Source organism: Geodermatophilus sp. SYSU D01105 (assembly GCF_054050095.1).
The window spans coordinates 145357-160951 of sequence record NZ_JBJGYR010000010.1; the positions used below are offsets into that span (position 1 = coordinate 145357).

Below are 15595 nucleotides of genomic sequence, written 5' to 3' on the forward strand. Positions count from 1 at the left end.
CCCGGGGGCTCACGGCACGTCGATGGTGATGCCGGCGGGCCGGCCGTCAGCGCCGGCCAGCCCGCCGGTGCGCGCGCTGACCACGCGGGAGACGCAGCACTGCAGCCGGTCGCCGGCCTGGTGCTGGGCCTCGCTGAGGAACACGTCCCGGTGGTCGATGACCCCGTCGACCTCGAGCACCTTGACCTGACACAGTCCGCACTCGCCGCGCCGGCAGTCGAACATCATGTCCGCGCCGCAGGCCTCCAGCGCCTCGAGCATCGACACGTCGTGCGGCACGACCGTCTCCAGGCCGAGCCGTGGGATCCGCACCGTGAACGCCTCGGGGGCGAAGCGGCCGCTGCTGCCGAAGGTCTCGAAGCGCAGGTCGGCCGGTCGCCGGCCGGCGGTGGCCCAGGCCGCCTTGATCGCGTCGAGCATCGGCGTGGGACCGCAGACGTAGAGCTCTCCCCCCGCGGGCACGCTCGCCACGAGCGCGTCGACGTCCAGGCCGGTGCCCTCGTCGTCGACGCGCAGCTCCAGCCGGTCGCCGTGCTCGGCGGCCAACTCGTCGGCGAAGGCCATGAGCCCGCGCGCACGGGCGCCGTAGACGAAGCGGTAGTCGGCGCCGCGGGTCCGGAGCGCCGTGCCCATCGCCACCAGGGCGGTGATGCCGATGCCGCCGGCGGCCAGCACGTAGCCGGGCTTGCCGTAGTTGAGCGGGAAGTTCTGCAGCGGCTGCGTGATCGACACCTCCTGACCGCGGCGGAGCGCGTGCATGTACGCCGACCCGCCCCGGCTCTGCCGGGCCAGCTGCACCCCCAGGACGATCTCGGTGCCGTAGGCGCCCATCCCGACGACGGAGTAGGAGCGGACGTCGGCCCGCCCGTTGACGTACACGCCGATGTCGATGTGGCTGCCCGGCGGGGCCGGTGCCTCCAGGTGCTCGGGCTCCAGCACCACCTGGCGGACGTGCTGGGCGACCTCGCAGACGTCGAGCACCCGTGCCCTGCGCCACTTCTTGTGGCTGGTGGCGGCCATCGCGCGCGGCCGGCTACAGCCCGCGGCCCATGAGGCCCACGGTCGGCTGCTCCCGGTGTCCGGCGATCCCACCGGCCACCTCGGCGGCCAACCCGGTGCCCTCCTCGCGATGAGCCTCACCGGCGTTGGCCGCACCGGTGACCGCGCCCATGGCCACCGCGGCGTCACCGGCGGTCTCGCTCGGCGGCTGCGCGTCCGAGCCGAGCTCGGCGTCGATCATGCGCTGGACGATCCGGCGGGTCCACATGCTGCCCGCGTCGATGTTGAGGTTGTAGAAGTCGTAGCCGGGGTTGGCCTCGATGCCGCGCTGCTGCGCCTCCAGCATGACCTCGTCCTCGAAGAACACCCCGGAGACCCCCTCGCGCAGCCGCGTGGTGATGACCTGCTTGTCCAGGCACCAGTCGCGGGCGAAGGCCCACAGGTAGAAGCAGGTGCGGTCGGTCTCCGGCGTCATCGTGTTGATGACCGTGCCGGTGACCCCCTGGCTGCGGTCGCCCTCCGGGGCGCCGGTGCCGGCCTTGGCCACCCCCACGTCGATGGCCACGGTGGAGGGGGCCGTGTAGTGGATGATCTGCCACCGGTCGACGGGGCCCTCGTAGTCGGGGAAGCGGTCCTGCAGGTTGCGCTTCCAGAACGGCGGCGGGTCGATCCCCAGCATCCACTTGGTCACCGTGACCGTTCGGTCGTCGTGCGTGACCTCGAAGTCGGACTCCGACAGCGCGTCGTGGCCGATGCTCGACCCGTGCACGAACTGCTCGTGCGTGAGGTCCATGAGGTTGTCGACGATCAGCTGGTAGCTGCAGTCGACGTGGATCGTCTTGCCGTCCCCCGCCCAGTCGGGGTGGTCGTTCATGTGCAGGTCGGGGACGAGGTCCGGGTCTGCCAGCGCGGGGTCACCCGGCCAGACCCACACGTAGCGGTGCCGCTCGACCACCGGGTAGGAGTGCACCGTCGCGCTGGGGTTGATCGTCTCCTGCGCCGGCATGAAGGTGGCGCGGCCGTCGGCGTCGTAGCAGATGCCGTGGTAGCCGCACATGATCTCGTCGTCGCCGCGCAGTTTCCCCATCGACAACGGTGCCAGCCGGTGCCAGCAGGCGTCGGCGAGGGCGACGGCGCGGCCGCCGGTGGTGCGGTAGAAGACGATCGGGCGGTTGGCGACGGTCTTGGCCAACAGGTTCCGGCCGACCTCGTGGTCCCACGCCGCGGCGTACCAGGCGTTGGACGGGAAGTGTCGGAACTCGGCGTGGGCGGTCGCTGCTCCGGTCCGAGCAGGTTGCGACATCGGGTCCTCCGGGGAAGGGGGCCGGTCAGGCCGGGATGGGGTCCTCGTGGCGGGCCGGCGCCTCGTGCACCAGCGCGTACAAGAAGAAGCTGACGATCATGATCCCGGCAGCGACGTACACGCCGGCGGCCCAGCTGCCGGTCGCGTCGCGCAGGATGCCACTGACCACCGGGCTGAGCACCGCGCCGATCTCCGAGACCAGGTTGAGCATGCCGAAGGCCGCCCCGCGCTCGGCGGCAGGCACCATGTCGCCGGTCATGCCCTGCACGATCGGCTGCAGTGCGTTGAAGAAGACCCCGGAGGAGAAGAGCAGCAGGCCCAGCAGGAGCAGCGACGGTTCCCGCCCGCCGGAGATGCTCCAGCCGAAGACGAGGACGAGCACCGAGTAGACACCGGTGCACGCCAGCGCCAGCAGCTTGCGCCCGCGGCCGGTGCGGACGGCCCGGTCGGCCAGCCACCCGCCGACGGGGAAGCCGAGGATCCCCGCGCCGGCGTTGAAGGCCGCGGTCAGCGCCGCTGCCACCAGGCTGCTCTGCGCCGCCTCCCGGACGATCTGCACCGACCAGAAACTGAAGAACCAGAGGTTCCACAGGATCGCGATGTAGGCGACGTAGATCAGCCACATGTCGCGGTTGAGCAGCGCCGCCCCGCGGCCGGACCGCTGGACGCCCCGCACGATGACGGCGATGTACGCCACCGCGATCACCGAGGCGATGGACGCCGTGAGCCACTCGGGCCAGCCGAAGGTGTCCGCGAGCAGGAACAGCGCCACGATGACGACGAACGTCGGCGCGGAGAACAGCACCAGGCGCACGAACGGCGCCCCCAGCCCCAGCGCCCCGCCCAGCCGCGCCCTGAAGAACGCGAAGGCGATCGTGACCACCACGAACGTGGCGCTGGCGAAGACGAAGAACGGCATCCGCCAGGCGCCGTCCCCCATGCCGAGGGAGCTCCCCCAGTTGATGAGGACCGGCGTGAGGATGATGCCCAGGGTCAGGCCGATCGACAGGCCGGTGATCACGACCCCGAGGCCGAGCGTGCGCTGGGCCACCGGGGTGTGGTTGATGATCAGCGTGCGGTCGTTGGAGTAGAAGACGCCCTCGCCGAGACCGGTCAGGACGCGGGCGGCGACGAAGGCCACCAGGCCGGCCACCAGCCCGGACACCACCGTGAGCACGGCGGCGGCCAGCAGCGAGACGACGATCATCTCTCGGTGCCCGTACCGGTCCCCCAGCCGCCCGCCGGGGTACTGGGTCAGCATGTAGCCGAGGAAGAACATCGATCCGACGAGCCCGCCGACGGTCGCCGGGTTGCTCGCGTCCCCGATGAACCCGGACTCCGTCTCGATCATCCAGGCGATGACCGGGCCGGTGACCGTACGGTCGGCGTAGCTGACCACCCAGCCCAGCAGCAGGACCGCCCACAGCGCCCGGTAGGGCGCGACGGGGTGACCGTCCCGGTGTCCCTCCAGCAGCAGTTCGTTGTCGGCGGTGTCGCCCTCGGGGACGCGATCGGTCATGGTGTGCCCACCCGCTCGGCAGGACGGGGCTCAGCCGAAGGCCTGCTGCACCTCGTCGGACCCCTGCGTCGCCTCGCCCTGCGTCGGGGCCGGGGTGTCCATGGTCCCCTCGTGCGCGACCGGCGGGCCCTGGACGGCGACGACCGCGGGGTCGACCCGCATGACCGCGTAGCCCGCGACGGCCCCCGCACCGAAGCCGGGGGCGAAGACGCGCAGCGGCTCGGTGATCACGCCGTCGCGGACCGCGTCGTGGATGGCCAGCGGGATGCTCGCCGACGACGTGTTGCCCACCTGCTCGATGTTGAAGTAGAGCTGGTCGGCGGAGAGCCCCGCCCGCTCGGCGAGCTGGATGACCATCGTCTTGTTCGCCTGGTGCGGCACGATCAGGTCGATGCTCTCCAGCAGCGACCCGGTCTTCCCGGTCGGGTCGGGCAGCTGGCCGATCTCCTCGATCATCTGCGACAGGTAGCGGCCGGCCAGCGCCTTCACCTGCGGTCCGAACACCGTGATGTTGTTGTCGAACTCGGGGTTGGGCCACAGGATCGAGTTCACCTCGCTGGCCGGCCCGCTGGCGTAGGTCTTCAGGTAGTCGATGTTGGGTTCGGCGCCCTCCGGCGCCGGACCGATGACCAGGGCCGACGCCCCGTCGCCGAAGATCATCCGGGAGGTGCGGACGTTGCCGATCTTGTCGGAGAACTTCTCCACGCAGACGACGAGGACCGGCCGCTCCACCTCCTGCAGGAGGCGGGCCGCGTCGGCGACGCCGTAGGGCATGCCGGCGCAGGCGGCGATGAGGTCGTAGGCCGCGTACACCTGGTGCATGCCCAGCTGGCCGCACAGGTAGGTGGCCAGCGACGGGATCAGCCGGGAGCTGGTGCAGGTGCAGACCAGCACGCCGCCGATCTCCTCCGGCTCCCGGCCGGCCTTGGCCAGCGCCGCCTCGGCCGCCTGCAGCGCCAGGTCCTCGACGGGCAGCGAGGAGTAGCGGCGCTGCTCGATGCCGGTCTTGGTCGAGATCTCCTCGGCGCTCATCGGCGACCAGTTGTAGGCGGTGTTGCGGATCAGGTCGTCGTTGCTGCAGACCTGGTCGCCGTGCACGGCCGCCAGCGCCTCGATCCGGGGCATCACCGTGAAGCGGCTGCGCACGTCGATCGCCGGGTAGGGCCGCACCGGTGGCCGCGACTCCCGGGGCGGTGCCACCGACCGGGCCGGCTCGGGGTCGCGCAGCCGGCGCAGGAACGCCCGCACCTCCTTGTCCCGCGGGTGGAAGGCCACGACGTAGTCGTCGTCCCGCAGGTCGCCGGCCTGGGCCAGCTCGAGCTTGGTCCGATCCCAGGGGTACTGGTTGTGCAGCACCATGGCCCACCGGTGCAGGGCCTCGAGCTCGGGCACGTCCTCGGAGACGTCGAGGATGTCGGTGTAGTCGTAGACCGGGTAGTCCGGGTCGTAGTCGGGCAGCCGGAAGGTGAGGTTGCCCGGCGTCTCGAGGAACTCCGCGACGGTCGGCTTGATCGCCGGCAGCGTGGTCGCGTGGTGCCTCCGGTTGGCGAAGACGTCGAACAGGATCTCGAAGATCCGGTCCTCGCAGGCGTCGTCCCAGCGGGCGGGGAGGTTCGGGTAGGCCTCCTGGACGGCGGCGACCTTGGTCTCCCCCTCCTCCCACGGCTCGAGCACGGGCAGGAAGACGTCGGGGCGGTTGCGCGGGACGTCGGCCCAGCGGGTCGGCCGCTTGTCGTACATGGTGATCGAGAAGCGGTTGGCCCAGAACAGGTTCAGGGCGAGGTCGCGCATCAGCTCGTAGCGGCTGCCGTAGGCCCCGGTGCGGACCCGGTCCAGGATGTCGGTGCCGCTGGGGGCCTTCGTCTCGAAGTCGCGCCGGATGACGCTGTCGAGCTGCTCCAGCGACTCCACGGTCGAGAAGTCGAGCTCGGGCATGACGTTCGAGGGGAACACCATGCGACCGTGCCGGTTCAGGACGAAGGCGTTCATGCGGGTCCTCTCTGTCGACGGGGCGTCAGCCGCCCACGCGCTCGATGCCCCGCTCGACGGCGTCGATGAGGCGGGGCCGCAGTTCGGCGGCGGGGATGATCGCGTGCACCGAGCCCACCCGGCGGGCGCGCTCGATGTCGTGGATCGACTCGAACTCGTCGGCCACCTCGCCCAGCTTCTCCGAGCGCACGGTGCTGCGCAGCGTGGCCAGCTCGGCCCGCAGGTGGGCCTGCTCGACGCCCTCGGCCGCGGCCACGGCCGCCTCGAGGTCGCGCACCCGCGGGTCGGCGGCGGTGCGCTTGTCGACCTCGCGGGTGAAGACCACCGCGGCCGCGGGGGCACCGCCGAGGACCGAGGCGTAGGAGCCCTCGACCGCCAGCACCTCGATGTTCTCGTTGAGGACGCCGGAGAAGACGACGAAGGCGCCGCCGTGGTAGCGGGAGACCACGCAGAAGACGATCGGGCCGTCGAAGTTCACCATCGCCCGGCCGATCTCGGCGCCGTACTCCAGCTGCAGGTTGCGCAGCGACTCCGGGGAGCCGTCGAAGCCGGAGAGGTTGGCCAGCACGACCAGCGGCCGGTTGCCGCTGGTGGCGTTGATCGCCCGCGCGGTCTTCTTCGACGAGCGGGGGAACAGCGTGCCCGCCGTCCACTGGTCGGGGCCGTCGGCCGGGTAGGCGCCGCGCCGCGGGATCGGCCGGGACTCGATGCCGAGGATGGTCACCGGGTGCCCGCCCAGGTGGGCGTCGAAGACGACGGAGGTGTCGGCGTCGGCCATGCCCGCCCAGCGCTCCAGCGTCGGGTGGTCGGCGTCGGCGACCGCGCGCATCACCGTGCGGATGTCGAAGGGCTTCTTGCGGTCGGGGTTGGTCTCGGCCGAGAAGATGTCGCCGACGGTGGTGAAGTCGCTGTCCGGGTGCTGGTGCGGGAACTCCCGGACGTCGCGGTCGCGGGGGTCCGCGGTGGGTGCCGGCCGCGCCCAGCGCTCGCCCGGCGCCCGGTAGGTGTGCTCGTAGTGCTGCACCAGCAGGTCCATCGCGGCGGTCAGGTTCGGCGCCCAGTACTGCGCCTGCCCGTTGGGGCCCATGACCCGGTCGTAGCCGCCGATGCCGAAGTTGTCCTCCGCGGACACCCCACCGGAGTAGTCCAGCGAGTGCTTGCCGGTGAGCACCATGGCGCTGTCCGGCGTCATCACCAGGATGCCCTTGGTGTGCATGAGCATCGTGGCCTCGGCGTTCCAGTACGGCTGGGCGCCGACGTTGATGCCCGCGACGACGACGTTGACCTCCCCGCCGGCCTGGGTGAACTCGATGATCCGGCGCAGCGCCCGGGAGACCCAGTCCATGTTCTCCGTGCCGCTGTCCATCGAGATGCGCGCCCCGGAGGACAGCGCGAACCACTCGACCGGGATGCCCCGCTCCTCGGCGAGGTCGAGCGCCGCGACCACCCGCGCGCACTCCGGCTCGGAGACGGTCCCGAGCTGCTTGGTCGGGTCGCCCATGAGCAGCACCCGGGTGACCCCTTCGGGATAGCGCTCCGTGGGGGTGCTGATGACCCCGGCGACGATGCCGGCCCGGTTCTGTCCCGGAGGGCGTTCCACCGGCACCAGCCGGCCGTGCTCGTCGAGGTCGTGCTCCACCCACGTCCCCCGCGGGCCGGCCAGCAGGCCGCTGAGCTCGTAGGGGTACACCGCGCCGCGGGCCCGGGAGCTGAGCACCTTGGCGGTGTAGTCGTCGAGCGGGCGCATGGGCTCGGTGGGGCGGTCGGTGACCTCCATGCGCACCCCGGTGCCGGGCCGGTAGGAGAAGCGCAGCGCCACGTCGCGGGGCGCGCGGCCCTCCTCCTCCTGCAGGCGGGCCAGCAGCACGATCTGGTCGATGCCCGCGCCGAGGGTCAGCGGCGCCGCCGTCCGGGCGAAGTCGGCGACCTGCGCCAGCGGCACCTCGATCGAGGGCCAGGCGTAGAGGTGGACCCGGTTGTGCTCCAGCGGGCGCCGCGAGCGCCGCCGCGACTGGGCCCGCCGGAGGCTGTCCAGGCAGGAGGTCAGCTGCCGCTCCACCGTCGGGAAGCCGACGACCGCGCCGGTCTCGTCGCGCAGCGGGGTCAGGTCGCGGACCTCCGCCATGGCGATGAACCGCTCGTCGTTCGGGTTCTCCTTGGCCGTGACGTGCAGCAGGTAGGTGTCCTCGGCCGACGGGACGCGCTCGCCGTCGAACTCCTTGAGCCGCCAGATCTGGAAGCGCTGGGCGGTCAGCGGGTGCAGGCCGCGGATGACCCGCTCCTCGGCCAGCCCGCCACCCGGGGCCGGCCGGAAGGTGACCGTCTCGACCTCGCCCGCCGGGGTGCACACCGTCACCGTCACCCGGCGGCCGGTGCCCAGCGCCGGGACGCCGGCGAGCAGCGCGCGCAACCGGTCGGAGACCTCGTCGGCGTCGGCGGGGCGGTCGGGCCAGGAGAGGTAGAGGTCGACGACCAGCTGGGTGGGGTCCGGGACGTCGGCGAGCGCGCCGGCCAGCGACTCCAGCGCCGCGGGCAGGTCGGCCATCTCGGCCATGAGCGCGACCAGGTGCAGCCGGACCCCCTGGAGGTCGTAGTCGGCCCACACCGTGGTCCGCCCGTCGAGCAGGCTCGACCGCACGTCCTCGAGGCTGCGGCTGCGGTAGTAGCGCCGCGTGAGCACCTCGAGGACCGGGTCGGGGACCGCGGTCGGGCGGCCGAACCGCTGCGCGAGCAGCCGGACCAGCGGCTCGGGGCTGGCGACGAGGGCCTCCATCCGGGCCATGCTCTCGCCGGTGTCACCGCGGGCGGCGGCCTCGTCGAGCTCGTCGAGCAGCCGGGCGGCGCGGTCGAGCACCTCCTGGCGACCCTGCTGGACCACCGGCTCCTCGAAGTACCGGTAGCGGACGGCGCGGGCGAGGTCGCCGACCGAGGGGTAGCGCAGCTGGGTGGCCACGACCAGCCGGTCGAGCACCTCGCCGACCTCCGCGCGGGAGGGGCCCTCGGGCACCCGGGCGCCGGTCAGCCAGCGGTCCAGCAGCGCCTGCACGGCCGGCAGCTGCTCGGCGACCCGCTGCTGGGCGAGGAAGATGCGGTGCACCGCCTCCTGCAGCGCCGGCCCCGGCTCCAGGTCGTCGACGTCGTAGTGCAGCAGCGCCCGGCGCAGCCGGGCCCGGAAGGCCTCCGGCAGTCCCTCGCGCTCGACGTCGAGGGAGTGCAGGTAGGCGTGGAAGTACTCGCGCGGGCTGTGCACCTGCGCGTCGGCCTCCTCCTCCTCGCTGGCCGGGCGGTTCCGGGACAGCTCGCAGAGGTCGGCGAAGGTGGTGAGGACGGCGAGCTCGCCGTGCAGCAGCTCGTCGTCGTCCAGCGGCAGCGCGTCGCGGGCGGCGCCGTACTCGGCGACCAGCTGCCGGGCGTGGGCGGCGCTGAGGTCGTAGCCGGTGATCAACGCCCGCAGCGCCCGCTGCAGGGCCAGCGCGCGCTCCCGCGGCTCGCCGTCCGGGGCCTCGTCCCGGGTGGGCAGCACGACCCGCTCCCCGGTGGCCTCCTCGACCTCGCCGCCGGTCCGTTCCAGGCTCACCAGCGGGGCGCCGGCGTCCACCTGGGCGTTGACCGCGGCGCGCAGCTCCCGCACCCGCCCGGCGAACGGCGCGCGCACCGCCGTCTCCATCTTCATGCTCTCCAGGACGACGATCGCCTGGCCGGCCTCGACCTCCTCCCCCACCCCGGCGCGGATGGCGACGACGACCGCCGGGGCCGGGGCCCGCACGACCCCGCCGACGTCACGGTTGACCCGGTGGGTCTCCCCGTCGACCTCGACCAGGTGCGAGCCGGGGCCCTCCACCGACACCACGGAGAACCGCTGCCCGGCCGCGGTCAGGCGGCTCTCCAGCGGGCCGAGCCGGTCGACCTCGACGTCGACGACCGCGCCGTCGAGGCCGACCCGGTAGCGGCCGCGGTCGACCGTGGCGACGGTCAGCCGGTAGACCTGGCCCCGGTGGCCCAGCTCGAAGGTCCGCCCCACCTCGTGGGGTGCCCGGGGCCGGCCGCCGCGGGCGGAGGCGAGGAAGGCCAGCCGCTCACGCGCCTCCTCGGCCTCGGCCAGGTCGACGGCCACCTGGACCAGCGCCACCCAGGCGGTGCCCACCGGCCGGGCTCCGCCGCCCACGCCGGTGCGGTCCAGCCAGCCGGTGTCGGCGGTGCCCTCCACCACCTCCGGCCGGTCGAGCAGGTTGAGCAGGAAGGACTTCGTCGTGGTGCCGCCGCGGAGGACGACGGTGGTCTCGCGCAGGGCGCAGCGCAGCCGGGCGAGGGACTCGGGCCGGTCCCGCCCCCACGCGATCACCTTGGCGATCATGGAGTCGTACTGGGGCGGGATCACGTCGCCGACGCCCATCCCGGTGTCGACGCGGACGCCGGGGCCGGTGGCCAGGCGCATGAGCTCGACCCGGCCGGGCGCGGGGGCGAACCCCTGCTCGGCGTCCTCGGCGTTCAGCCGGGCCTCGACCGCGTGGCCCACGGCCTCGGGCGGGCCCTCGCCCAGGCGGCCGCCGGCGGCCACGTGCAGCTGCAGCTTCACCAGGTCCAGCCCCGTGGTCATCTCGGTCACCGGGTGCTCGACCTGCAGCCGGGTGTTGACCTCCAGGAACGTGGTGAGCTGCTCCTGCGGCTGGTGCAGGAACTCCACCGTGCCGGCCCCGACGTAGCCGGCGGCCTTGACCAGCGCGATGGCCGACTCCCGCAGGGCGGCGTCCTGGGCCGGGCTCAGCACCGGGGAGCTGGACTCCTCGATGATCTTCTGGTTGCGCCGCTGCACGGAGCAGTCCCGCACGCCCGGGGCCCACACGGTGCCGTGCTGGTCGGCGATGACCTGCACCTCGACGTGGCGGCCGCCCTCCACGAGCCGCTCCATGAACACGACCGGGTCGCCGAAGGTGCGCTCGGCCTCGGTCTGCGTGCGCTCCAGCGCGTCGGCGAGGTCGGCCTCCGTGCGGACGACACGGATCCCGCGGCCACCTCCGCCGCTGCGGGCCTTGACGATCAGCGGGTAGCCGATGACCTCGGCGTGCCGGCGGCCGTCCTCGAGCCCCTCCACCGGGCCGCGGCTCCACGGCGCGACCGGGACGCCGGCCTTCTCCGCGAGGACCTTGGCCTCGATCTTGGCCCCGAGCAGCCGCATCGCCTCCGGTGGCGGGCCCACGAAGACGATGCCGAGGTCGGCGCACAGCTCGGCGAAGGCCGGGTCCTCGGCGACGAACCCCCAGCCCACCCAGGCCGCGTCGGCCCGGCTGGCCCGCAGCGCCCGGGCCAGCTCGTCGTGGTCGAGGTACGGCGACGCGGCGCCGGTCTCGCGGAGCAGCACCGCCTCGTCGGCGGCGCGCACGAACGTCGCCCGCCGCTCGGCCTCGGTGTGCAGGGCGACGACCCGGGTCCGGGAACCGTGCTCGGCGTCGAGCTCCCGGACGGCCCTGATGAGCCGGACGGCCGGCTCCCCCCGGTTGACGACGACGATGCGGTTGAACACCCGAGCCTCTCCTTGCGTCGGTGGTGCTGGGCGGACCGGGCGCGCGGGACTACATGTCCAACCCGCCGTTGACGCCCCAGACCTGCCCGGTGATGTAGCCCGACCCGTCGGCGGCCAGGAAGTGGACGACGCGGGCGATCTCCTCCGGCTGCCCCAGCCGGCCCAGCGGGATCTTGGCCTTGAGGCCCTCCAGCACCTTGTCGGGCACCGTCTCGAGCATCTCGGTGGCGATGTAGCCGGGGGTGACGGCGTTGACGGTCACCCCGATCCCGTCGGCCTGGCCGTTGCGCTGCAGCTGCATCGCGGCCTCCCGGGCGAGGGTCTTGGTGAGGCCGAACAGGCCGGACTTCGCCGACGCGTAGTTGACCTGCCCGATGCCGCCGGTCTCCCCGATCACCGAGGAGATCATCACGATCCGCCCGCTGCCGCGCTCGAGCATGTGCTTGAGCGCCGCCTGGGACAGGTAGAAGGCCCCGGAGAGGTTGACGTCGATGACCCGCCGCCAGTCGTCGTCGGTCATCTTCATCGCCGTCCGGTCGGCGGTGATGCCGGCGTTGTTCACGAGGATGTCGAGCCGGCCGTGCCGGTCGATCACCTCGCCGATGGTGCGGCGGCAGTCGTCGGGGTTGCCGATGTCGCCGCGGTGCACGCTCATGTGGCTGTCGGGGTAGGCCCCGGCGAAGTCCTGGGCGAACATCTCCGCCCGCTCGGTGTTGCCGCTGTAGCCCGCCGCGACGTCGGCACCCTGGGCGGCCAGGCTGCGGCAGATCGCCGCGCCGATCCCCCGGGTCCCGCCGGTCACGAAGGCCACCCGGCCCTGGAGCTTTCCGCCTGTTCGGGCCGTTCGTGCCTGTGTCGCCGTCACCGGGTCCTCCTCGGAGCAGGGGCGGGGCCGCCTCGTTCCAGGGCCGGAGTCGTCAGCGCCGACGACGCCGCCTGCTCCGGCTTCGTACGGGGCAGCATCCTGCCCTCGGAGCCACCGCGCAATCGCAGGCGTCGCAGGTGACGCGCGTCCCGGGCGCGTCGCCCCCCGGCCCGCTCCCGCCCGGAGCGCCCGTGACCGCTCCGGGCCGGAGGGTGACGGCGCGCTCGGTGCGTATCGGAACTCGACCTCTCCGCAAGCGGCGGCCGCGCCGCCCGCGGTTCAATCTCCGCGACCACGCAGGCGGGTGCTCGACGCGGAGCGCCCCGTCCCCCAGAGGACCGGTGTCCCGCATGACGAGTCGTCGCTCTCACGTTGCCGTCGGCGCCCTGGCCGCGCTGCTGGTGGGTACCGCCCCCGCCGCCGCGCAGGCCGACGACGACACCCGCTCTCCCGCGGCGAGCGCGTCGCTCACCCCCGTCACGCTCTCCTGGGCCGCCTGCGGCGCGACCCCGGAGGCGACCGCGGCCGGCGTCGAGTGCGCCACAGCGGCCCTGCCGATGGACTACGACGAGCCCGAGGGCGAGCAGGTGCAGATCGCCGTCGCCCGGGTGCCGGCCGCCGACCCCGCGCAGCGGATCGGCTCGCTCTTCTACAACTTCGGCGGCCCCGGCGGCCCGGCGGTGGACTACCTGCAGGCCCTCGGTCCGGGCATCTTCGCCGCGCTGAACCAGCGCTTCGACATCGTCGCGGTCGACCCGCGCGGTGTCGGGCAGAGCACCCCGGCCGTCGACTGCCAGGTCGACGACGAGACCGCGGGGTACTCGCCCAACCCGTGGCCGACCCCCCTCGACGTCGACGCCGAGGCGCTGGTCACCCGGGCCCAGGCCTACGTCGACGCCTGCCTGGCCAACAACGGCGAGATCCTCGAGCACCTGTCCACGGCCAACGTCGCCCGCGACCTCGACGCGATCCGCGAGGGCCTCGGTGAGGAGCAGCTGAACTACCTCGGGTTCTCCTACGGCACGTTCCTGGGCGCCACCTACGCCTCCCTGTTCCCCGACCGCTACCGGGCGATGGTCCTCGACAGCGCGCTGGACCCCGACCAGTGGATCAACGACCCGGTCGCCGGCAGCCGCGACCAGCTGGCCAGCTTCGAGAACTCCCTCGACCGGTTCCTCGCCGCCTGCGCCGAGGACCAGGCGGCGTGCTCCGGCTTCGGCGGCGAGGACCCCTCGACCGCCTACGACGACCTGACCGCGCAGGCCGACGAGACGCCCATCCCGGCGCCCAACTACCCGGAGAACCCGGCACCGGTGAGCGGCACCGACATCCGGCAGGTCACGGCCACGCTGCTGTACTCCAAGGACCTGTGGGGCCTGCTCGCCGCGGCCCTGGCCCAGGCCGAGACCGGCGACGCCTCCGTCTTCCGGGCACTCGTCGACCTGGTCGTCTACCCGGAGAACGACGCCTCGCCCGACCGGTTCTTCGCCATCTCCGCCAGCGAGCAGCAGTGGCCGACCGACGTCGACGCCTACCTCGAGCGCGGCGCGGAGGAGTGGGCCGACTTCCCGCACTTCTGGGGCGGCTGGGCGTACTCCGAGATCCCCTGGGGCCTGTGGCCGGTCGAGGACGAGGACGCCTTCGGCGGCCCGTTCGTGGCCTCGCCCGACGCCTCCCCGGTGCTCGTCGTCCAGAGCACCAACGACCCGGCCACCCCGTACGAGGGCGCGGTCGCGATGACCGAGCAGCTGGGCAACGCCGTCCTGCTGACCATGGACGGCGACGGGCACGGGGTCTACGGCGGCAACTCCGCCTGCATCGACTCGGCGACCGACTCCTACCTGGTCGCCGGGACGCTGCCGGCCGAGGACACCGTCTGCCCGCAGGACGTGCCGTTCGCGGCGCCGGCGCCGGTGCCGGCCGGGACGGCCACCGCGCGGACCGTCGAGGCCGCCCTGGCGCTGGTGGGGGGCACCGGCGCCGGCGCCCGCTGACCGGCGCTCAGGTGCCGATCTCGGTGCGGACGGCGTAGAGCTCCGGGAAGAAGGTGAGGTCCAGCGCCCGGCGCAGGAAGCCGACGCCGGACGACCCGCCGGTCCCCGTCTTGGCCCCGATGGTCCGCTGCACGGTGCGCAGGTGGCGGAACCGCCACAGCTGCACGTTGTCCTCGATGTCCACCAGGCTCTCGCAGGCCTCGTAGACCCCCCACGGGGTGTCCTCCGACTCGTAGACCCCCCGGAACAGCGGGAGCAGGTCGGCGCGGTACGTCCACGGCTGCCGCACGTCGCGCTCCAGCACCGCTGCCGGGACGGCGAGGCCCAGCCGGGCCAGGTGACGCAGGAACTCGTCGTAGAGGGACGGGCTCTCCAGCAGCTCGGTCAGCAGGTCCCGCGCGGGCGGGTCACCCGCGAAGACCGCGAGCATCGCGGGGTCCTTGTTGCCGAGGACGAACTCGACGGCGCGGTACTGGGCGGACTGGAAGCCCGACGCGCTCCCGAGGGCGCCGCGGAACTGGGCGTACTCGCGCGGGGTCAGCGTGGCGAGGACCGACCACTGCTCGATCAGCGTCCGCTGGACGTGCTTCACGCGGGCCAGGCACTTCAGGGCCGGGGCCAGCGCGTCCGCGGCCAGGTACCGGCAGGCGGCGCGCAGCTCGTGCAGGACCAGCTTCAGCCACAGCTCGCTGGTCTGGTGCTGGACGATGAACAGCAGCTCGTCGTGGTGCTCGGGGTTGCTCCTCGGGTGCTGGGCGGCCAGCAGGTGCTCCAGGTCGAGGTAGCCGGCGTAGGTCGTGGCACCGGTGAGGTCGGTGCGGATCGAGCTCTCGAGCGGCCGCACCGACCGGGACTGTTCCTGCTCCGACGACGACACGGCGGCAAAATAGCCCCGCCCGCGACGGGTCCGCGGTCCTCCCGCCGCCGCCCCGGCCGCGGGGATCGCCTCAGAAGTCGTGGCTCTCGTCGTAGGCCAGGTCGCTGCCGGGGTCGACCCCGCCCGGCGCCGGTGCGGGCCCGCGGGGCTCCGGAGCCGGTGCCGGCTCGGGCCGCGTGCCGAGCGCCTCGTGCGCCATGTCGTAGCCGTAGTCGCCGTCGGGCTCCTGCGCGCGGTCCATCCCTCGCCCTCCTCGGGACGTCGCAGCGGCACCACACCGGGCCCTGCGGCCGGTGGCGGCGACGATCGTCCTCCGGCTCACCCGGTGCGGCAACCCCCCGGGGACCGGCCCGGGTCCCCGCGGCACGCCGTCCCCACGCCCGCCCCCTCCCCGTCAGGGCAGGGGGTGACCGGTACCCTGCCCCTCGCGCGTCAGGCAGCCGGCGCGAGCGGGGGCTGGAGGCCCTCCCCAGCGTGGTCCTGGAATCCCCAGGGTCGCGCGTCCGCGTCCGGCGCCCAGCGGTTCCG

9 protein-coding genes are annotated in these 15595 nt (G+C 73.3%); 1 reads left to right on the forward strand and 8 read right to left on the reverse strand.

The features are described from left to right. Positions 1–9 precede the first annotated feature (9 nt). Genes ACI79I_RS11845 through ACI79I_RS11870 form a run of 6 tightly spaced genes read right to left on the reverse strand, consistent with a single transcriptional unit; the run spans position 10 to position 12196 of the window. A complete protein-coding gene (locus ACI79I_RS11845; protein WP_456947189.1) occupies positions 10–1020 on the reverse strand; it encodes a PDR/VanB family oxidoreductase in 1011 nt (336 codons plus the stop codon). Between the two features lie 13 nt (positions 1021–1033). Then, entirely contained in the window at positions 1034–2302 is a 1269-nt protein-coding gene (locus ACI79I_RS11850) for an aromatic ring-hydroxylating dioxygenase subunit alpha (RefSeq protein WP_456992535.1), read from the reverse strand. A 25-nt stretch (positions 2303–2327) separates the two neighbouring features. Further along, on the reverse strand, positions 2328–3821 hold the full coding sequence (locus ACI79I_RS11855) for an MFS transporter (RefSeq protein WP_456992536.1): 1494 nt from the start codon (positions 3819–3821) through the stop codon (positions 2328–2330). A 30-nt stretch (positions 3822–3851) separates the two neighbouring features. Then, entirely contained in the window at positions 3852–5810 is a 1959-nt protein-coding gene (locus tag ACI79I_RS11860; RefSeq protein WP_456992537.1) for a 3-oxoacyl-ACP synthase III family protein, read from the reverse strand. Between the two features lie 25 nt (positions 5811–5835). Further along, complete coding sequence (locus ACI79I_RS11865; RefSeq protein ID WP_456992538.1) at positions 5836–11331, reverse strand: ATP-binding protein; 5496 nt, start codon at positions 11329–11331, stop codon at positions 5836–5838. A 49-nt stretch (positions 11332–11380) separates the two neighbouring features. Then, positions 11381–12196, reverse strand: a complete 816-nt coding sequence (locus tag ACI79I_RS11870; protein ID WP_456947184.1) for a beta-ketoacyl-ACP reductase — start codon at positions 12194–12196, stop codon at positions 11381–11383. Positions 12197–12546: 350 nt separating this feature from the next. Here ACI79I_RS11870 and ACI79I_RS11875 point away from each other — a divergent pair, with 350 nt between their 5' ends. Then, positions 12547–14190: an alpha/beta hydrolase gene (locus tag ACI79I_RS11875; protein WP_456992539.1), complete on the forward strand. Its 1644-nt coding sequence runs from the start codon at positions 12547–12549 to the stop codon at positions 14188–14190. A gap of 7 nt (positions 14191–14197) precedes the next feature. On the opposite strand, the gene ACI79I_RS11880 is transcribed toward ACI79I_RS11875, so the two are convergent. Both ACI79I_RS11880 and ACI79I_RS11885 read right to left on the reverse strand, forming a co-directional pair. Further along, positions 14198–15067, reverse strand: coding sequence for a tryptophan 2,3-dioxygenase (locus ACI79I_RS11880; RefSeq protein ID WP_456992540.1), 870 nt, complete (start codon positions 15065–15067; stop codon positions 14198–14200). Between the two features lie 70 nt (positions 15068–15137). Continuing rightward, positions 15138–15308, reverse strand: coding sequence for a hypothetical protein (locus ACI79I_RS11885; RefSeq protein WP_456992541.1), 171 nt, complete (start codon positions 15306–15308; stop codon positions 15138–15140). Positions 15309–15595 lie beyond the last annotated feature (287 nt).